Source organism: Vreelandella stevensii S18214, assembly GCF_000275725.1.
Classification (GTDB): Bacteria; Pseudomonadota; Gammaproteobacteria; order Pseudomonadales; family Halomonadaceae; genus Vreelandella; species Vreelandella stevensii.
Window position 1 is genome coordinate 21,218 of record NZ_AJTS01000010.1, and the last position, 20,623, is coordinate 41,840.

The following is a 20,623-nucleotide window of genomic DNA, read 5'->3' on the forward strand; positions in this document are numbered from 1 at the left end:
ATGGACACCATTATCCAAGCTTTTCATGATCAAACGCCAAACGCCAATGTGGTGAAAGAGCGGATTGCTTTTGGCACCTCTGGCCACCGTGGTCGCGCCACCGAGCGCACCTTCAACGCGGCGCATATCATCGCGATTACCCAGGCGGTGGTGGATTACCGCAAGGAAGAGAACTATCAGGGGCCGCTGTTTTTGGGCGTGGACACCCACGCGCTTTCGCGCCCCGCCTGGGAGTGCGCACTGCGTGTGCTGGTCGCCAACCAGGTGCCGGTGTTGGTCGAGAAGGGTCATGGTTATACGGCCACCCCGCTGGTGAGCCAGGCCATCATTCACTACAACACTCAGCACCCGTTGGGTGACCCTGCCGCCAAGGCTGATGGTTTGATCATCACGCCTTCGCACAATCCGCCGGAAGATGGCGGCATCAAGTACAACCTGTACCACGGCGGCCCTGCCGATACCGAAGCCACCCGCTGGATCGAACTGCGCGCCAATGCCTACCTGCTGCGCCAGTTGAGCGATATTACGCTGGTGTCGTTGGAAGAGGCGCTGGCCCAGGTGCAGGAGTACGATTTCACGGCCCATTACGTTGCCCAGCTGGGCCGCGTGGTGGACATGGATGCCATCCAGAAGGCCAACTTGACGCTAGGGGTAGACCCCATGGGCGGCACGGCGCTGCCAGTGTGGCAGGCGGTGGCCGAACATTACGGGCTGAATCTCGAGGTGGTGAATACCACCATTGATAGCCGGTTTGCGTTCATGCCGCCGGATCACGATGGCAAGATCCGCATGGACTGCTCCAGTGCGGCGGCCATGGCCAACCTGCTCGACATCAAGGACCGCTTCGATCTCGCCTTCGGCAACGACCCGGATGCCGACCGCCACGGTATCGTGGACGCTAACGGGTTGATGAATCCCAACCACTTCCTGGCAGTGTGTGTGGATTACCTGATGAGCCACCGCCCTGAGTGGAGCCAGGAGCTGCGCATTGGCAAGACGCTGGTGTCGTCTTCCATGATCGACCGGGTGGTGGCTTCCCATGAGCGGGAACTGCATGAGGTGCCGGTGGGCTTCAAGTGGTTCGTGGATGGCCTTTCCGATGGCTGGTTGGCCTTTGGCGGCGAAGAGAGCGCCGGGGCCAGCCTGCTGACCCGTGACGGCAAGGCGTGGTCCACCGATAAAGATGGCATTGCCCTGTGCCTGCTGGCCGCCGAGATTCTGGCCGTGACCGGTAAAACGCCCAGCGAGTATTACCAGACGCTGACTCAGCGCTTTGGCGAGCCTTGCTACAAGCGAGTGGATACGCCGTGCAGTGTGGAAGAGAAGGACGCGTTCAAGCAGCTCACCGCCGACAGCGTTACCGACACCACCCTGGCGGGTGACCCTATCACCGCGGTATTGGTCAAAGCCCCTGGTAACAAGGCCGCGATTGGCGGCTTGAAGGTCACTACCGATAACGGCTGGTTTGCTGCTCGCCCCAGTGGCACCGAGTCGCTGTATAAAGTCTATGCCGAAAGCTTTAAAGGCCCGCAGCATCTGGATGAACTGATCGACAGCGCTACGCAGTTACTTTCGGGCGTGCTGAAAGGTTAAGCCTTTGTTATAAGCATGATGGTTGCAAACCAAAACCACTCTTTATGGGTGGTTTTTTTTGGCTGGTTGCCAGGTTTGTGGGGACGCGGTCGATTGTGGTGGCGTGATCGGGGCGGCTGCCCATGCGTATCGTTGGCGATGTACCCGTAGCGCGGTGTAAGCGGAGCGCACCCGCGAAGCAACGCGGTGAGCGTTGCTGATGGGGCTACATGGGTGGGCGGTGGTGGCGTGATCGGGGCGGCTGGCGCCGCCCTTCGCGGGTGCCTCATTTGCTCGTGCCTCGCAAGATTCGTTACGCCGCGCTACGGGTTGGTTGCCTATGCGTATCGTTGGCGATGTACCCGTAGCGCGGTGTAAGCGGAGCGCACCCGCGAAGCAACGCGGTGAGCGTTGCCGATGGGGCCATATGGGTGGGCGGTGGTGCGGTGGGTGAGGGTGGCGTGATCGGGGCGGCTGGCGCCGCCCTTCGCGGGTGCCTCTTTCGCTCGTTTCACTCGCTCAATCGTTACGCCGCGCTACGGGGGTGGGGCATCTTGCTGTAAACTTGGGCAATACCTCTGGATAGAGATGGGTTGGCTTGGCATATGCTTCGTTCTTTCGCTATGTTGGCTTTTATAACTCAAGGATGATTTATGAATACTTCATTTTCTGCAGTAACTCCCCACGCGTATACCCCGTTGAAGGCGCTTCACCAACATGCGGAGTTGGTGCAGGCGCAGCCGTTGAGTGATTTGCTGGGCGGGTCGGGTGTGGCTCGGCAGCGGGCGGCGGCGTTGGCGTTTTCGTTTGGTTCGTTGCATCTGGATTTCAGCAAACAGCGGTTGACCCAGCAAACGCTGCAGCTACTGACGGCCTGGGCCCAGAGCTGCGGGGTGGAAACGCGGCGTAGTGCGCTGTTTGCAGGCGCTAAAGTGAACCATTCCGAGCGCAGGGCGGCGCTGCACATGGCGGCGCGCTGGCCGGAGGCAACGCCTGCCCCAGAGGGGATGGAGGCCGCCGCTGCGTTTTGCCAGCAGCAGCGGGTGAAAATGGCGGGGTTGGTCACACGCGTTCATCAGCAGGCGTGGTTTGGTGCCACGGGCCAGGCAATCACCGATATCGTGCATATTGGGGTGGGAGGCTCGGATTTAGGCCCCAAATTGGTGAGCGAGGCGCTGGCCGACTGCCCGAGCCAGGCGCAAGTGGGTGTGCATTATGTCTCTACCATGGATGGCTCGCAGCTGCTGCCCTTGATGGAAACGCTGAACCCGGCCACTACGCTGCTGGTATTGGCTTCGAAGTCGTTCACCACGGCGGATACGCAGTTCAATCTGCGCACCGCGCTGGCCTGGCTGAGCGATGCCCTGGAGGTGGATGAAGCCACGGTACGCCGTTATCAGCTGCTGGGGGTCTCTTCCAAGCCGGAAAAGATGACCGAGTTCGGCATTCCCGAAGCCCACCAGTTGGAATTCAAGGAGTGGATTGGCGGGCGTTTTTCGCTGTGGTCGCCGATTGGCGTGAGCGTGGCCATGCAGCTGGGGCTGGCGCAGTTCGATGCCCTGTTGGCGGGCGCGCACGCCATGGACCAGCACTTCCTGGACACGCCGCTGGCACAGAACCTGCCCGTGTTGCAGGCGCTGGTGGGGGCGTGGAACTGTCAATTCTTGAACATCCCGACCCATGCGGTGCTACCTTACGACGGCCGTTTGAAGAGCCTGGCGGCGTACCTGCAGCAGCTCGAGATGGAGTCCAACGGTAAGAGCGTGGGGCTGGATGGCCGTTCGGTCAATCATGCTACTTGCCCGATTCTGTGGGGCGATGTGGGCCCCAATGCCCAGCATGCGTTCTATCAGTTATTGCATCAGGGTAGCCACACGGTAAGCGCTGATTTCGTGGCCGTGGCTCAGCGTCGTGCTGATGTTGCCACGCCAGTGGCGGAGTCGCTGGAGCAGCAAAACTCCCTGACCCTGGCCAACTGTCTGGCTCAGGCCCAGCTGTTTGCGCTGGGGGATGATGCCATTCCACCTGCGTTGCGTGGCTATATGGCCCAGGGGTATCGGGGTAACCAGCCCAATTCGGTTATACTGATGCGCGAGCTGAACGCATGGTCCATAGGTGCGCTGCTGGCACTCTATGAACATAAAGTGTTCGTTCAGTCGGTGTTGTGGAACTTGAACCCCTTCGACCAGCCGGGTGTGGAGCTGGGCAAGCAGCTGGCCACCAGCCTGTATCAGACGTTGGCGGGTTTGCCGATTGAGCACCAGAATGTAGAAGATCCCAGTACTGCTCAGCTGCTGCGTAAAGTGAGTGAGTGGCGCAAGCAACGTAACGAAAAAGGAAGTGTTGAATGACTCAAGTACGCAAGGCGATTATTCCGGTGGCGGGGTTCGGTACCCGCCTGCTGCCCATCAGCAAGGCGATCCCCAAGGAGATGGTGCCGGTAGTCGACCGCCCCTTGATTCAGCACGTGGTGGAAGAAGCACTGGCCGCAGGCATCAACGAGATCATTTTGGTGACGCGTGCGGGTAAATCGGCCATCGAAGACCATTTCGATGCCCACTTCGAGCTTGAGCATTCGCTGGCCAGCAAGGGTAAGGATGCGCTGCTGGAGACGCTATCGGCCATTTCTCCCAAGCAACTGAAAGTGACCAGTGTTCGCCAGCCCAATGCCAAGGGCCTGGGGCATGCGATTTTTTGCGCGGCTCACTTGCTGGATCAGGACGAGCCGTTCGCGGTGATTCTGCCAGACGTGCTGGTCAAGCCGCAGGTGGGTAGCAGTGCCTGTGATCTGGGCAGCATGGTGGCGCGCTGGGAAGCCAACGACGCGTCGCAAATCATGGTAGAAGCGGTGCCGCAAGAAGATGTTTATCGTTACGGCATTGTGGATTGCGACGAGCCAGCGGCGGGGGAGAGCGCCAACATGCGCGGCGTGGTGGAAAAGCCCAAGCCGGAAGAAGCGCCTTCGCGCCTTTCCGTGATTGGCCGCTACGTGTTGCCTTACCGCATCATGGAGCTACTGCGCGACCAGCCGCCCGGTGCGGGCAATGAAATCCAGCTCACCGATGCCATCGACCGCTTGATGCAGGAAGGCAAGTCGGTACAAGCGTACCGTATGCATGGCCGTACCTTCGATTGCGGGCATATTGAAGGCTGGCTGCAGGCCAACACCACGCTGGCTCGTGAAGCGGGCTACGACGTTTAACGGCCTGCTCAAGGCTGAGTGTTTGAAAACCGCCCCCGTGGGCGGTTTTTACGTTCTGGAGGCGCGATGCGGGAATTACTGGAACAGGTGTTGGCCATTGCCAAAGCCGCGGACGACGCCATCATGGCGGTATATGGCCGCGCCTTCGACGTGACGGTCAAGCAAGATAACAGCCCACTGACCGAGGCGGACCGAGCGGCGCATAACGTCATTCGGCATGGTTTGCAGGCGTTGACGCCGACGTATCCCATTTTATCCGAAGAGGATGTGGAAGGTTTTTCAGGGGTTGGCGACGATGGCCGCTACTGGCTGGTGGACCCGCTGGATGGCACCAAGGAGTTCATCAAGCGCAACGGGGAGTTCACCGTCAACATCGCGCTGATCGAACACGGCGCGCCAGTTCTGGGTGTGGTGACCGCCCCGGTCACCGGCGTTGCCTACCTGGCGGCAGAGGAGGTAGGAGCTTACAAGATAGCGCCGGATGGCCAGCGCACCCGTTTGCAGGTGGCGGGCAGGCCCGCCGAGGGCGCCATGTGGCGCGTGCTGGGCAGCCGCTCTCATCATGACCCCGCACTCACCGATTGGCTGGCGGCGTTGGGGCCTTATCAGATGCAGCCCATGGGCAGCTCGCTGAAAAGCTGCTTGATCGCCGAAGGCCAGGCCGACGTTTACCCCCGCTTCGGCCCCACCAGCCTCTGGGACACCGCCGCCGCCCACGCCATCGTCCACCAAGCCGGAGGGCGCATCGTCACCCTGGACGGCCACCCGCTGCACTACGCCACCCCCACCCAAACCCTGAACCCACCTTTTGTGGTGTGGGGGAACCGGGGGTGATATTAGTGCGCGGGCGGTGGTGAGAGGGCGTTTTGTCGTTCGGTGGCGTAATCAGGGCGGCTGGCGCCGCCTCCGCGCCGGGCCGCCGCTGCGGGTGCCTCATTTGCTCGTGCCTCGCAAGATTCGTTACGCCGCGCTACGGGTGCCACCTTCGGTATGGTTATCCATGCCTGATGTTGGCGATCACCCCGTAGCGCGGCGTAAGCGAAGCGCACCCGCGAAGCAACGCGTGAGCGTTGCTGATGAGGGCGCAATGGTTAGCGGTGGCGTGGTTGTTTATGGTGGCGTAATCAGGGCGGCTGGCGCCGCCTCCGCGGGTGCCTCATTTGCTCGTACCTCGCAAGATTCGTTACGCCGCGCTACGGGGTGCCACCCTCGGCATGATTATCCGTGCCCGATGTTGGCGATGACTCCGTAGCGCGGTGTAAGCGAAGCGCACCCGCGAAGCAACGCGGTGAGCGTTGCCGATGAGGGCACGATGGTTAGCGGTGGCGTTTTGTCGTTCGGTGGCGTAATCAGGGCGGCTGGCGCGCCTCCGCGCCGCCGCTGCGGGTGCCTCATTTGCTCGTGCCTCGCAAGATTCGTTACGCCGCGCTACGGGTGCCACCTTCGGAATGGTTATCCGTGCCTGATGTTGGCGATCACCCCGTAGCGCGGTGTAAGCGAAGCGCACCCGCGAAGCAACGCGGTGAGCGTTGCCTGTGAGGGCGCGATGGTGTTCATTCCCAGTTCATTTGGGCGATGTCGGGCGGGGTTTGGATGCCCCATTGAGGGTCGTACCAGCCTTTAGTGACGCATTGGTGGAAGCTGGACCATTTCCATTCGCTGGGGGCGGTGGCCCAGCCGTGTTTGACGGGGTTGTAATGGATGTAGTCCATGTGGTTTTGCCAGTCTTGCTCATTGCGGATGACGTGTTCCCAGAAGCCGCGCTGCCATGCGGTTTTGGTGCCCAGTGGGAGGGTGAAGTCTTGGGAGGCGTATTTTTTAATGTCTCGCCAGCGTGAAGAGTAATCAGCGTCGCCTTCGGGCAGGGTCCATAGGCAGTGTAAGTGGTCGGGCATCAGGACGAAGGCGTCCATGGTAAAGGGGCGTTCTTTTTTCACTCTACGGAAGGCACTGCCCAAGGCGCGGATATTGAGATGATCTGTCAGCAGTGGTTGACGATTGTAGGTCACGACGGTGAAGAAGTAAGTGCCGCCAGGGATGAGAGCGCGCCGGTAAGTGGCCAAGGGCTGCTTCCCTTCATTGGATTTAGGTTAAGCGTACCGTGATTGGGAAAGAAGTGCATCTTTTGTGCGGGGGCGTGGTTGCCCATGCCCGACGTTGGCGATGACCCGTAGCGCGGTGTAAGCGGAGCGCACCCGCGAAGCATCCCGTTAGGGATGCTGATGAGACCGCCGAGATTTGATCAAGCACTGTGGCGTGATCGGGGCGGCTGGCGCCGCCTTCGCGGGTGCCTCTTTCGCTCGTTGCTCTCGCTCCATCGTTACGCCGCGCTACGGGTGCCACCATTCGGAATGGTTATCCGTGCCCGATGTTGGCGATGACCCGTAGCGCGGTGTAAGCGGAGCGCACCCGCGAAGCAACGCGTGAGCGTTGCCGATGAGGGCGCGGTGGGGCGGTGGCGCGGTTGGTGATGGTGGCGTGATTAATCCATTTCCATACTCAACATCGGCGCGTTCGCGGCCATTCCCCATGCCCGATGTTGGCGATGACCCGTAGCGCGGTGTAAGCGGAGCGCACCCGCGAAGCATCCCGTTAGGGATGCCGATGAAGCCGCCGAGATTTGATCAAGCACTGTGGCGTGATCAGGGCGGCTGGCGCCGCCTTCGCGGGTGCCTCATTTGCTCGTACCTCGCAAGATTCGTTACGCCGCGCTACGGTTCACCTTTCACCTTTCACCTTTCACCTTTCACCCCTCACCGTTTTTCCAAGCTTTCTACAGGGAGTTCGACGGGGTGGGGGCGTTGGAGGACGTTGAGGAGGACGATGGCGCGTTCTTCGCCTTTGCAGCGGGTGAAGATGGCTTCGAGGTCTTTGAAGGGGCCTTCGGTGATGGTGACTTTGTCGCCGGCGGTGAAGATGCTGTGGTTGCCTTCCTGGCGGTGGGGTTGGGCGCGGAGGGTGGCGACGAGGGCGTCGGGCACGGCGATGGGGGTGTTGCCGAAGGTGAGCAGGCGCAGGACGCCACGGGTGGAGCGGATGGGGCGCCAGTTGCTGTTGACCTGGTCTAACTGAATGAATAGGTAGTAAGGGAACAGCGGCTCGGAAACGGTGGTGAGCTTGCCTTGTCGCTTGCGTTGCACGTCCAGCACGGGGTGGAACACCTCGTAGCCCTGGTTGGCGAGGTGTTCGGCGGCGCGGAAGGATTCACTGCCTTTGCATTGGATGACGTACCAGTGGGCGGTGCTGGTTTGGGGTGTTGCGATTACCATGCGGTTACCTTTTTTTGCCCTGGGTGGCGTGATAGGCGGTGGTGGTGGCGCTTTATTGAACGGTGGCGTGATCGGGGCGGCTGGCGCCGCCTTCGCGGGTGCCTCCTTCGCTCGTTGCTCTCGCTCAGTCGTTACGCCGCGCTACGGTGTTGGCATTCACCATTCACCATTCACCATTCACCATTCACCATTCACCATTCACCATTCACCATTCACCATTCACCATTCACCACGAATCACATCCCTTTTGCCAACAGCTTTTCAAGCACGTCTAATGTTTCATCGATGTGGGCTTGGGTGTGCTCGCAGGAGAGGAAGAAGCGCAGGCGGGCGCTTTTTTCGGGGACGGCGGGGTAGAGGATCGGCTGGACGTTGATGTCTTTTTCGAGCAGGGCGTTGGAGAGCCTGGCGGCCAGCGGTGAGCTGCCGACGATCACGGGGACGACGGCGGAGCCGATGCTGTGGCCGGTATCCATGCCGCGTGCTTGCGCCTGTTCGAGGAAGTAACGGGAGATGGCCTGTAGCTGGGCCACCCGTTCGGGCTCCTGGGCCATGAGTTCCAGCACCTTGAGCGAGGGGGCGGCGACCTGGGCGGGCATGCCGACGCTGTAGAGGAAGCCGGGCGCGAAGTAGCGCAGGGTTTCGACCAGGGCCTTGTTACCGGCAATGTAGCCGCCGCAGCCGGAGAGGGTTTTGCTCATGGTGCCCATCCAGATGTCTACCTGGGTGGGGTCGATGGCAAAGTGTTCCCGCAGGCCCAGGCCTGTTTCGCCCATGACGCCGAAGGAGTGGGCTTCGTCGACCATCAGCCAGGCCTGGTGGCGCTGTTTGATGGCGATGAAGCGAGGCAGGTCGGGGATGTCGCCGTCCATGCTGTAGAGCCCTTCGATCACCACCAGCACTCGTTCGAACTGGTGGCGGTGCTGGGTGAGCAGCGCGTCCAGGGCATCGGGGTCGTTGTGGCTGAACGACATGCGCTTGGCCCCGGAGAGCTGGGCACCGACCAACGAGCTGTTGTGGATGTACTCGTCGTGGAGGATCAGATCCTTGGGACCCAGCAGGTAGCCTAGCGTGGAGACGTTGGTGGCGTGACCGCTGACGAAGGCCACGGCATCTTCCACGGCATACGCCTTGGCGATGGCCTGTTCCAGCTCGCCGTGAATGGGGCGCTCGCCCGAGACCACGCGGCTGGCAGATACCGAGGTGCCGTAGTGCTGGGCGGCCTCGCAGGCGGCCTGGATGACCCGCGGGTCGCCGGAGTAGCCCAGGTAGTTGTAGCTGGCGAAGTTGATGCAGGTGCGACCTTGCATGACGCTGGTGGCCCCGGCCAGGCCGTCGTGCACCTTGAAGAACGGCACCTGCAAGCCCAGCTGTTGCGCGCCCTGACGCATCATCGAGAGCTGTTGATAGCCTGGGTGGGCATCGAAGCGGGTGAAGCGTTCGGGCACGGAACGGGTTGCCCCTGCGCTGGTGGCAGGGGCAGTGGGCTGGCTGGCTCTTGCGGTAGGGCGCTTGCGCGCCTGTTCCAGTAGCTGGCGTTTTAGTTCTGAACGCTTGGCGGTCATGGTGTCTCTGTCGCTGGGGAGGATGCGGGCTCACTGGTAATGCCGTCTGCGCCGTGGCGAGCGGCCAGAGAGGCTAACGCATCTTGCGGCGACTCTTCAACATCCTCGTCATGCTGTTGGAGTTTCTGGATCAGCACGCCGGCCAGCTTGTCGAGAGTGGAGGCTTCGCTGAGGACCATGACCGGCACTTGAACGCCCAAGCGGTTCTCGATGGCGGTCATCAGTTCCACGCCCATCAGCGAGTCGAAGCCCATGTCGTACACCGAGCGGTTGACGTCGATCTTCTCTTCGTCGATGAGCAGAATGCTGGCCAGCTCTGCGCGCAGCAGCTCGGTGATGGTGCTGTGCAGCTCTTCCGGCGAGAGGTCGGCCAGCAGGGCGCTGATGTCGTCGTCCTGGTCGAGGCTGCCGTCGTCATCGCTGGCGCGGGCAATTTCGTCGAAACGCGGGGTGTCGGAGGTGGGCAAAAAGCGCGCCAGTGCGCCCCATTCCAGCTCCAGCACGCCCAGGCTTGGCCCGGGAGTCAGCAGCATTTGCTCCAGTACCTTCAGGGCGTCGTCGGAACGCAGCGCCGAGCCTCCCAAACGCTCCTGGAGGGCGTCGCGGGTGCGGGTGTTGCGGGCCAGGAAGCCGACGTCTTCGATGGCACCCCAGCGTACGCAGGTGGCCGGAAGGCCCTGAGCACGGCGGCGGGCAGCGAAGGCTTCGAGCCAGTGGTTGGCAGCCACGTAGTTGCCTTGGCCAGGGTTGCCGAACAGCGTGGTGGCCGATGAGTAGACCACGAAGAAGTCCAGCGGGGCTTGCTGGGTGAGCGCTTCCAGATGGCGTGCGCCATCGATTTTCGGGGCCAGCACTTTATGGATGCGTTCGGCGTCCAGGTTACGGATCAGGCCGTCGTCGATCACCGTGGCGGCGTGGACGATGCCGTGCAGCGGGCTCAGCTCGGACTTGGCGCGTTCCAGCACGTTGGCCAGGGCGTTGCGGTCGGTGATGTCGCAGGCGGCGGCCATGACCTTGATGCCCTGGGCGTCGAATTCACGGATGGCGGCCTGGGCTTCTTCACTGGCAGGGCCGCTGCGGCTGAGCAGGATCAGTTCCCGTGCGCCTTTGCTGACCAGCCACTGAGCCGTCTTGAGGCCAAAGCCGCCCAGACCACCCGTGACCAGGTAGCTGGCATTGGCGGGCAGGGTGAGGCTGCCGCTGCCTAGCTGCTCCTGACGCGGTGCGGCAATGGGCTGTTCATAGGTGACGACGACCTTGCCGATCTGGCGAGCCTGCTGCATGTAGCGGAAGGCATCGATGACCTGGCTGTGGCTGAAGGCAGTGAACGGCAGCGGGCTGAGGGTGCCGTCGTTGAACAGCGCCATCATTTCACTGAACAGGGTTTGGGTGAGCGCGGGCTGCACTTTCATCAGCTGGTCGGAGTCGATGCCGAAGTAGCTGAGGTTGTTGCGGAACGGGCGCAGGCCAATGTGGGTGTTCTCGTAGAAGTCGCGCTTGCCCAGCTCCAGGAAGCGGCCGAACGGGCGCAGGGCGCGCAGGTTCTGGTTGATCGCTTCACCTGCCAGGGAGTTGAGCACGATATCGACGCCTTCGCCCTGGGTGTCTTCGAGGATTTCTTCGGCGAAGGTGAGCGAGCGGGAGTCATAGAGACGCGCTTCGCCCATCAGGCGCAGGAAGTCGCGTTTCTCTTCCGAACCCACGGTGGCGTAGATGTCGGCGCCCATCCACTGGGCAATTTGCAGCGCGGCGATGCCTACGCCCCCGGCGGCACCATGGATCAGCACCTTTTCACCGGGCTGCAGGCGCGCCAGGTGCTTCAGCGCGTAGTAGACCGTGAAGAAGGTGGTCGGAATGGTGGCGGCTGCGGCGTAGCTGACGCCTTCGGGCAGCGGGGCCACGGCGTGCTGGCTGGCGACCAGGCGGTCGCTGAAGCTGGCAGGGCCGAAGCCCACCACGCCCTGGCCGGGACTAAGATGGTTGACGTTGCTGCCGACCGCGACGACTTCCCCGGAGAACTCCAGGCCCAGGGTGGGGCCGGCAAAACCGTTTTCGATGGCTTCATCGGACAGTAGCCCCAGGGTGTACATGACGTCGCGGAAGTTCAGGCCGGTGGCCTTGACGCGCACTTCCACCTCGTCGGCACCCAGCTCGGGGAGCTGGCGTGGCCGCCACTGTAGCTGGCGCAACTGGCCGGGCAGGGCAAAGCCCAGCGTCATGGCTTGGCGCGGCGCTGCCTGGCTGGCCTTGTGCGGGTGCGGGGCGGGCAGGGTACGCAGGCGGGTGGCGTAGCGGGTGCCTGCCTGGGTAATGACCAGCTCGTTTTCCGTATCCGGGTGGGTCACGGAATCGGCGATACAGGCCAGGGCCTTGGTGCTGGGCTGCTCGGGCAGTTCCAGCAGGGTGACGCTGTGGCCAACGGCTTCGTTGGCCAGCGAGCGGCCAAAGCCCCAGAGTGCGGCGTCGTCGCCGTGCTGGTAACCCTGGGTGAGCAGCCACAGCGTGACACGGCTGCCCTGGGCTTCCAGGCCGCTGTGTTCGAGGGCCAGCGACCACTGCTGAGCAAGGTGGCAGCGCTGGGTCTGTGCGGCGGTGGTATCTTGGCCCAGGCCACGCAGGCCACGCAGGTCCAGCACGTTCAGCGCGGCGGGGGGCGTTTCGTGCTGGCGCAACTGCTCGGCCAGCAGGGCCGCAGGCTCGCCATCGCTGAGCAGGGTGACGTTGTCCAGCGCTGCCGCCAGCGCGTTGGCCAGGGCTTGCTGGGTGGCGTCGGCAATGACCAGGGTATGTGCCTGGGGCGCTTGCGCGGCGCTGCCCGGCTGTTCGCTGGGGGCTTGCGCGTGCAGCAGGTAGGCGCCGTTCTCTTCCAGCTCCATGGGCGCGGTCACGCTGAGCCCTTGGGCGGAGAGCCACTCGATGAGGGTGGCTTGTTCCAGCGCGGCCTGGCCAATGCCGGGGGTGGCCAGCAGGTCGTCCAGCCAGCGGCTGGGATGAATGCCGACCACAATGAGCTGTGCGCCCGGTGCCAACTGCGAAGGCAAGGCCTCGATGAGCTGGCGAGTGCGTTCAGGCTGGGTGACGTCGGCGCTGATGAAGGCCAGCTGGGCTTTTTGTGCCTCTGCCAGCGTGGGCAGGGTCTCTTCCAGCGGCTGAACGTCGATCAGCGGGTAGCGTTCCTGGAGCTGTTCCGCTTGATGGCGCGCGGTGTCGCTGGTGGTCAGCGCACGGTAGCGGTAGCTGTCGGTGACCCTGGGCGAGTGATGGGCAAGGCGTTCCAGCAGGCGTTGGCCCAGCGCTGGGGCGGAGGGGCCTGCTTCCAGCAGGGCCAGCCGCTGGCCTTCGGGCAGGGCGGCCAGGGCTGCTTCCATCAGGCTGCCCAGCTCGCTGGCCAGTACTTGCCAGCCGCTCTCGCCAATCAGGACGCGGTTGATGCCTGCCAGGTGTTCGTGGGTGACGCCCAGGCTTTCCAGGGTGTCGGTGCCACGCGCCAGGGCTTCCTTGTGCAGGCCGAGCCTGCCCACCAGATGAATGGGGGCGAAGTAGTCCGGGTAGTCCTGGACCAGCAGCTGCCAGATGGTTTCCGGGGGCAGGGGCGCTGATTCGTCGCTGGCGGCATCGTCGCCGGGTGCGGTGGCCTCGGCAGGCTGGCCCTGCTGGGCGAAGGCTTCGCTGAGGCTGTCCAGCAGCGGCGCGACTTCCTGGCCGTAACGCTGGCCGGTGCTGGCGCTGAAGGCATCGCTTAGCCCCATCAGGCGTGGCAGGGCTTCGCTGGGCATGGGCAGCGTGACGGCGCGAAGCGGCGCAGGCGTGAGTTCGATATCCAGGTAGCTGAAGTGCTGGTGGTGTGCGCGGTTCAGGCGAATGGCCTTGAAGCGGGTCTGGCTGAGCACGGCCACGGCGCGGCCTTCGGCATCGTAAAGCTCGAAGTCGGCGGTGAAGGAGTGCGGTGCCCGTTTGCCCATGACGGCGCGGGCCAGCACGGGGGTTCCGGCTTCGGCATTGACCTGAATACGGCCTACGCGCACGGGCACGAAGGCGAGCTGCGAGGCAAACTCGGCCTGGCGTGCCAGCAGCGGAATGAACAGCTGGAAAGCGCTATCGAGAATGCCGGGATGCACGTGCAGCGTGTCGAGCTGGGCGGTGACGGCTTCCGAGAGGTGAATCTCGCCAATGACGCTGTCGCCCTCGATCCAGCCACGGGTAATGGCCTGGAAGGCGGGGCCGTAGTGCAGGCCGATGCGCTCGGCCATGGCCAGGTGCTGCTCCAGGGTGTAGTCGGCAGCGCGGCTGGGCAGTGCCGGGGCCTGGCGATTGAGCAGGAAGCCACGGCTTTCACGCATGCGGCGAGCCACGGTGTTGAGCTGCCATTCGATGCCGGTGGCGGGCTCCCGGGAGCGAATTTCCAGGCGACCGTCATCGGGGTCCAGCGTCAGGCGCATGGTGCGCCCGTTGGGGCCGTCCAGCAGCAGCGGCGCGCGGATTTCCAGCTCTTCGATATCCAGCAGCGAAGAGTCTTTTTGCTGCATGGCGGCGGCCAGGGCCAGCTCGATGAAGCCTGCGCCGGGGAAGACAGCCCCTTCGCCCACCACGTGATCGGCCAGCCAGGGCTGGCGCTTGGTGTCCAGCTGGCTTTCCCAGGTGTGCTCTTGCTGGGCTAGCGGGTAGCCCAGAAGTGGGTGCTGGTAGTAGCGCGACAGTAGGCCTTGGCCATCCCGGGTGCCTTGCACCCAGAGTTGGGTACGTTGCCACGGGTAACGAGGCAGCAGCACGCGCTGACCTTCCACGGGGAAGTAGTGTCCGCTGGGTAGGGTAAGCCCGCTGAGCAGCAGTTGGCTCAGCGTACGCTGTAGGCCATCGAGACCGGGTTTGTGGCGTTCGAGAGTGCCCAGCACCAAACCGCTTTGCGCTTGCTGGCGCAGCGACTCGTTGAGGTAGCGGCGCAAAATGGGGTGCGCGCCGACCTCGACAAAGACGTTATAACCCTGCTGTATCAGGTGCGTGGCGGCGTCGTCGAACCGTACCGGCTCGCGAATGTTCAGCCACCAGTAGTGGGCGTCCAGCGTGTCACCTGCCGCCACGGCCCCTGTCACGGTGGATACATACGGAATGCGGGTGGGCTGTGGCTGAATATCGGCCAGCGCTTCCACCACGCCTTCCTGAATGCTGTCCATGGCGGGGCTGTGGAAGGCGTAATCCAGCGGTAGGCGTTTGGCAAACACTTCTTCGGCGCTGAGGGCGCCTTCCAGTTTGCTGAGCTGGTCCTTGTCGCCTGCCAGGGTAATGCCTTTGGGGCTATTGATGCCGGCCAGGCTGACCCGGTCGAACTCAGGCTTGGCCAGCCAGGGGGCGATGTCGTCGGCGCTCATGGCCACAGCGGTCATTTCGCCCAAGCCACGGGTCTTGCCCTGGAAGTCGCTGCGGTAGTAGATCACCTTCACCGCGTCTTCCAGGCTCAAGGCGCCTGAGGCCCAGGCGGCGGCCACTTCACCCACGCTATGGCCAAACACGGCAGCGGGGGTAATGCCTTGCTCCTTGAGCCACTCGGTGAGTGCCACTTGTAGGGCAAACAGCGCAGGCTGGGCAATTTCAGTACTGACGAACCGCTCTTCTTCGCCCGCTTGCTGGTTGAGGCCCGCCAGCTCTGCACGCAGTGAAAAATGGCCGTGGCGCTGGAACAGGGCATCGACGCGGTCGATGGCGTCACTAAAGGCTGGGGCGGTGTCGAGCAGGTCATGGCCCATGGTGGCCCACTGGCAGCCGTTGCCGTCGTAGACGAATACTGGCCCTTGAGCGTCGTTCAAGCGCTCCAGCATGGTGAGCTGGCTGGTATCGCCTTCAGTGAACTGGCTCAGCGCGGCAGCGGCTTCTGCGGCGCTGCTGGCAAAGCAGAGCGCTCCGTGGCTGTGCTGCTCACGGTGGTGAAACAGGGTATGAGCAGTGTCGTAAAACGGCTGCTCGGTGGTCTGCAGGTGGGTGGCCAACGCCTGAGCACTGGCGGCCAGGGCGGCTTCACTGCGTGCACTGATCCGAATGGGCAGCGGGACATCCGGCACCTGACGCTCAGGCGTGGGTGTTTCCGGGGCACTTTCCAGAATGACGTGGGCGTTGGCGCCGCCAAACCCGAAGGAGTTGACGCCAATGACCAGCTTGCCTTCGGGTTTGAGCGGCTGGGCCTTGGTGACGACCCGCAGGTTCCATTCATCGAACTTGATGCGCGGGTTCAGCTTGCGAATGCCGATGGTGGCAGGCACTTCGCGGTGCTGCAGGCTGTACAGCGCTTTGGCCAGGCCCGCCACGCCGGAGGCGGTTTCCAGGTGGCCGACGTTACTCTTCACCGAGCCGATGAGTAGCGGCGTTTTGCGATGCTGGCCGATGGCTTCGCCGATGGCACGGGTTTCGATGGGGTCGCCGACGGCGGTACCGGTGCCGTGGGCTTCCAGATAGTCGATTTCGTCGGGGGAGATGCCTGCCTGTTCGTAGGCGCTGCGCATCAGGGCAATCTGGGCGCTGGGGTTGGGCACGGTGAGCCCGGTTTTGTACCCATCGGTGTTGACTGCCGAGCCCGCGACCACCGCCAGGATGTTGTCGCCATCGGCGACGGCCAGGTCGTAATCCTTGAGCAGAAACAGGCCTGCGCCTTCAGAGCGCACGTAGCCATTGCCGGCTTCGTCGAAGACCTGGCAGCGCCCGGTGGGCGACAGCATGCTGGCCTTGGAGAAAATGATGAAGCCGTAAGGGTGCAGGTGCAGGCTGATGCCCCCTGCCAGCGCCATGGGGGTTTCACCGCTGCGAATGGATTGGCAGGCCTGGTGGAACGCCACCATGGAAGAGGAGCAGGCGGTGTCCAGCGACATGCTGGGGCCGTGCAGGTCGAAAATGTACGACAGCCGGTTGGAGGCGATGCTGGACGTGTTGCCCGTGGCCGTGGAGGCGTCGATGGCAGACATGTCGTCGGCCAGCCGATAGGAGTAGTCCAGGCTGGCAACGCCCACGAAGACGCCGCACTGGCTGCCGCGCAGCGTGCTGGGCACGATGCCGGCGCTTTCCATTGTTTCCCAGGCCAGTTCCAGCAGCATGCGCTGCTGCGGGTCCATGTTGGCGGCTTCCCTGGGGGAAATACCGAAAAACGCTGCGTCGAACCCGCTGATATCGCCCAGGCTACCGGCGGCAAACGTCACGCTGGTACCGGGATGGCGATTATCGGGGTGCCAGAACGCCTCGTGGCTCCAGCGGTCGGGCGCTACTTGGGTGACGAGGTCTTTTTCGGCTTGCAGGTCTTGCCAGAACGTTTCAGGGGTGGTGCCTGGGAAACGATGGGCGGCACCAATAATGGCCACGCGTTTAGTCATTCTTGCTCCTGAGGTTCTGGTTCTGCCTTGATCACATCGCTACTTATATCGCGTCCAAACACTTGTTTAAATAGCCGGGCGCCAAGTTCGTTTGCTGCTATTCCCTGCGGCCTGTGCTCGGCAGGCGTTGGGCCAGACGGTTGCCGTTGCGTTGACCATATCATGTATGGCGTGCGGCCCGTAGGGGCGCCAAAATATCCATACGCGGCGGGCAGGATGGGCACATGATCGCCGTACCATCCCAGTAGCCCCGGCCTTTGCGCCTCCGTCAAGGCCGTTTTGAGCCCCCCCAGCATGCGGTCTGCTTCGCCCAGATGGTGAAGATAGACTGCCAAATCCCGCAAGTGATTTGGCAGCGGCCATGGGGCGTTGGGCAGCGTCCTGGCGAGGTACTGCTGCTGGGGTGCTTCCAGGTGCAGCGGGCCGTGATTTTCCATGGTGATCACGAACACGAATAGCGGCCTATTATCGTCATCTTTCAGCAGGCGTCCAACCTTTCGTGCTACCGCCTGGTCGCCGATGTATTGGCCGTGCTTTTCCTGGGTTTCGAAGGCGCTGAGATCCAGAAAGGTGTCGAAGCCCAACAGCGGGATGACCTTGTCGCGCAGATAGAACGTGGCCGGGTACGGGTGAATACATACGGTGCGGTACCCCTGGGCCTTGAATGCGCTGGCCACGCTGGCGAGAGGGTGGCGTGACAGCGTGCGGTAGGGGTTGAATTGACGCGGCCCCCAGTCGCTGGGGGCTAGTCCGGTCAGCACGGCGCATTCGGTGCGCACGGTGTTGGCTCCCCAGGCGGGTACGTGCAATTCGCCCTGTTCGAGGGCTTCGGCGGCGGTGGCATCGAATTGGTCAAGTAGCCCCGGTGCTACGTCCTTGCACCAGGGGCGGGGGTCGAAAAAAGACTCACTTTGCACCAGCACCACGTTGGGCAGTGTGTGGCCTGGAAGCGTGGCTGCGGAGGGTTCTGTTCGGTGTAGGGGCTGGCTGAAGGGCTGGAACGGTGAGCTTTCCGGGGCGGGCGCGGGTGAGCGCATGAGTGCGACGCCGTAGCTCCACAGGCTGGTGTATAGCCCCGCTTCATGCAGGTCGTGTTTGGGCGCTAGCGTGGGCGGGGGCAAGCGTTTCAGGCTGGCCGCCAGCAGCAGTGCACCCGCCAGTATCAGCAGTAGGCAACTGAAGAGCCAAGGCAGGAGGCCCCAGTGGCTTACCAGGGAGGGCTCGAAATAGAAGAAGCTGCCGATGGCCACGGCCCCAGCGCTGCTGGCGGCGATGGCGAGCCCGATGCCGAAGAAAGGCACGTAGAGCCTGGGGTGCAGGATGGCATCCCAGAAGTACTCGAAATCGTGGCAGATGAAGGGCTCGTTGAGCGTGGCTGATTTGGTGTTGCTCGACTGCACCACCACCAGCTGCAGCGAGAGGATGAACACGACGGCAAACCAGGGGCGCTGTAGCAGCAGTGTGAACACGCCAAACAGCAGCAGCCAGCTGCCCAAGTGCACGGCATTGGCTGCCAGGCGGCGTTGCCAGAAGGGGCGTGGCTGGGGGCGTAGCAGCGCTTCAATCAGCAGGCTACCGAGTAGCCCGGTGACCAGTGCGGGCGCCATGGCGGTGAGCGCGGTAGCGGAGAAGAGCATCATGAGCGGCCCTCCAGGTGATCGAATCCTAGCCGCTTGATCAGCCATTGGGACATCGCTGCGGGCAGAACGGCCAGCCACCAGGTGCCGAAATTGAGCGGAAACGGAAAGCTGACCCGTGGCCGATTGGCAGCGATGCCGCGGGCAATGACGCGGGCCGCACGTTCCGGGGGCCACTCCCAGGGTTTGGGGCCTGGCATGGCGTTGCACATGGGCGAGGTGACATAGCCGGGCATGACCACGGTGACGCCGATACCGGCCGGGGCGAGCAGCCCGCGCAGGCCTTCCCCGTAGGCTTTGATGGCCGCTTTGCTGGCGCTGTAGGTGGGCGTGCTGGGCAGCCCGTGCCAGGCGGCCAGGGAGCTGATGAACACCAGTTGGCCGCTGCCCCGTGCGCGCATGGCGGGCACCAGATGGTGGGCCATGGCGATGGGGGTGGTCAGGTTGATGTCCAGCAGCGCCTGAACGTCTGGCCAGGCTTCCAGTTCGCCCGCCTGGGGCGGGTGGGTGTTCTTGCCCGCATTGGCGATCACGATATTGGGCAGGTGGTGGGTGCATAGCTCGGCCAGCCAGTTGGCCAGCGCGGTCTCATCACCGAGGTCGATGCTCGACAGCGTGACCTGGGCCCCTTGGGCGCGGCAGTTTTCGCCTACCTGTTCCAGGGCGGCGAGATTGCGGCCGTGGAGGATCAGGTGGGTGTCGTGGTTGGCATATTCGTTGGCCAGCGCGCTGCCGATAGCCCCGGTGGCGCCGGTGATCAGCACGCAGCGGAAAGTGGTTTGGTGCGTGGTGCTCACAGCAGCCTCTCCAGTGGCGAGGGGCAGGCTTCGAGCACCTGGGCGGCATTATTGACCGCGAGATCGATCCCGGGCTGGCAGTAAAACCCTCCGTTGAGCTGGGTGGCATACATAACGGTGTTACGGAAATAGTCGAACAGCTGGGCGCTGGGCGGCGGTGGCTGGTGCCAGAACTCCTCCAGGCTGCCCTGGTAGGTCAGGCCCGCCATATGGTAGATGGGCTTGCTCAGTGCAAAAGTGGGGCACTGATGCTCCAAGGAGACGATGCCCACGGTGCTATTGACCGTCACCGTGCCTGCTGCATATTTGAGCAGTTGGTTGAGATCGCCCGACTCCAGGTAGACGATACGCCCCTTCAGGTCGTAGAAATTTTCCAGCCGCTGGATGATGGCCGGGTAGTCGACCAGGCCCATGTCCAGCGGGTGGTTCTTGATACATAGCAGAGCCTCTTGTGGGGCATGTGCGGCAAAGGAGCCCATCACATGATCCATGACCTCTTCCATGTTCTCGTAAGGAGAATGATGGATGATCTGCGCGTCGGTGTTGAGCTGTAGCGGCAGCATGAAATAGGGTTGGCCGCTGTCGATGAGCGTTTTGATGCGCTGGGCGTCGCGCTTTTTCCATTTTTTCAACTGTGCGAAACGCTTTATGTAGCCTGCATACTCGATGGGCGCTTTGATGGGGGAGTGGTTTTCATACCGGTGCGCTACCAGGGGGTTGGCTAACCCGGCGGCATGGTAAGCCACATCGTGCAGAGCGCGAATTTTGAAGGATGAGCGAAAGCGCACCGGTTTTGGCAACGCAGGTAATGCCTTGCCCGCTTCGTAAAACCAGGCGGGGTCTCGCGGAAGAAGAGAGTGTCCGTTAACGCCATCTCGCTCAAGTGTTACCCAGAAGGGGCGAAAGTAGCCCTCCTCGAACACGTGAGTGCGTACCCCCGCCAGGGCGGCCTGTTCGATGGCTGGGCGGTGTATGGGGCGCCGGTCACCGAACATGACCTGATCGGTGATCTCGTAGCGTTGCCACAGCGCGGTGATGTAATCGGGCAGCTCGCTGAGCGGGCCGCGAAACAGGTGGCTTTTGCTGTGGGTGTCCCGCCAGTAAAGGATATCCCCTGCATTGAAGTTGATTTTTACCACTCGGTGGCCGTCATCGGTCAAACGCCGAGCCAGACGCTGATAAAAGGGCGAGCATACGCCCTGCAGGAATAAAAATGCGCGCTTCTGCTTCAA

At 62.9% G+C, this 20,623-nt stretch carries 11 protein-coding genes and 1 pseudogene; 5 read left to right on the forward strand and 7 right to left on the reverse strand.

Annotated elements, in window-relative coordinates; genetic code table 11:
• The 4 genes from pgm (at window position 1) to cysQ (ending at window position 5,608) form a co-directional block, all read left to right on the forward strand.
• A complete protein-coding gene (pgm, locus tag HSS18214_RS0100600; RefSeq protein WP_016913380.1) occupies window positions 1-1,593 on the forward strand; it encodes a phosphoglucomutase (alpha-D-glucose-1,6-bisphosphate-dependent) in 1,593 nt (530 codons plus the stop codon).
• A gap of 632 nt (window positions 1,594-2,225) precedes the next feature.
• Window positions 2,226-3,923 (forward strand): glucose-6-phosphate isomerase, encoded by a 1,698-nt coding sequence (pgi, locus tag HSS18214_RS0100605; protein ID WP_016913381.1) that lies wholly within the window; start codon window positions 2,226-2,228, stop codon window positions 3,921-3,923.
• Entirely contained in the window at window positions 3,920-4,774 is an 855-nt protein-coding gene (locus tag HSS18214_RS0100610) for a UTP--glucose-1-phosphate uridylyltransferase (protein WP_016913382.1), read from the forward strand. The genes pgi and HSS18214_RS0100610 overlap by 4 nt, the downstream gene beginning before the upstream one ends.
• Before the next feature lie 66 nt (window positions 4,775-4,840).
• Window positions 4,841-5,608, forward strand: a complete 768-nt coding sequence (cysQ, locus tag HSS18214_RS0100615) for a 3'(2'),5'-bisphosphate nucleotidase CysQ (protein ID WP_016913383.1) — start codon at window positions 4,841-4,843, stop codon at window positions 5,606-5,608.
• A 719-nt stretch (window positions 5,609-6,327) separates the two neighbouring features.
• Here cysQ and HSS18214_RS0100620 read toward each other — a convergent pair.
• Window positions 6,328-6,837 (reverse strand): REP-associated tyrosine transposase, encoded by a 510-nt coding sequence (locus HSS18214_RS0100620; RefSeq protein WP_016913384.1) that lies wholly within the window; start codon window positions 6,835-6,837, stop codon window positions 6,328-6,330.
• Between the two features lie 169 nt (window positions 6,838-7,006).
• Between HSS18214_RS0100620 and HSS18214_RS19750 the strand changes: the two are divergent.
• Window positions 7,007-7,162, forward strand: a pseudogene (locus tag HSS18214_RS19750) (hypothetical protein); the annotation flags it as partial.
• A 365-nt stretch (window positions 7,163-7,527) separates the two neighbouring features.
• Here HSS18214_RS19750 and rfaH read toward each other — a convergent pair.
• From rfaH to HSS18214_RS0100650, 6 genes are all read right to left on the reverse strand, one after another.
• Window positions 7,528-8,043, reverse strand: coding sequence for a transcription/translation regulatory transformer protein RfaH (rfaH, locus tag HSS18214_RS0100625; RefSeq protein ID WP_016913385.1), 516 nt, complete (start codon window positions 8,041-8,043; stop codon window positions 7,528-7,530).
• A 236-nt stretch (window positions 8,044-8,279) separates the two neighbouring features.
• Window positions 8,280-9,608, reverse strand: coding sequence for an aminotransferase class I/II-fold pyridoxal phosphate-dependent enzyme (locus HSS18214_RS0100630; protein WP_016913386.1), 1,329 nt, complete (start codon window positions 9,606-9,608; stop codon window positions 8,280-8,282).
• Window positions 9,605-16,957 (reverse strand): type I polyketide synthase, encoded by a 7,353-nt coding sequence (locus tag HSS18214_RS0100635; RefSeq protein WP_016913387.1) that lies wholly within the window; start codon window positions 16,955-16,957, stop codon window positions 9,605-9,607. The genes HSS18214_RS0100630 and HSS18214_RS0100635 overlap by 4 nt, the downstream gene beginning before the upstream one ends.
• Window positions 16,954-18,597, reverse strand: coding sequence for an LTA synthase family protein (locus tag HSS18214_RS0100640; RefSeq protein WP_016913388.1), 1,644 nt, complete (start codon window positions 18,595-18,597; stop codon window positions 16,954-16,956). Before HSS18214_RS0100640 ends, HSS18214_RS0100635 begins: the two co-directional genes overlap by 4 nt.
• Complete coding sequence (locus HSS18214_RS0100645; RefSeq protein WP_016913389.1) at window positions 18,594-19,391, reverse strand: SDR family NAD(P)-dependent oxidoreductase; 798 nt, start codon at window positions 19,389-19,391, stop codon at window positions 18,594-18,596. Before HSS18214_RS0100645 ends, HSS18214_RS0100640 begins: the two co-directional genes overlap by 4 nt.
• Window positions 19,388-20,623 (reverse strand): capsule polysaccharide biogenesis protein, encoded by a 1,236-nt coding sequence (locus HSS18214_RS0100650; protein WP_026001625.1) that lies wholly within the window; start codon window positions 20,621-20,623, stop codon window positions 19,388-19,390. The genes HSS18214_RS0100645 and HSS18214_RS0100650 overlap by 4 nt, the downstream gene beginning before the upstream one ends.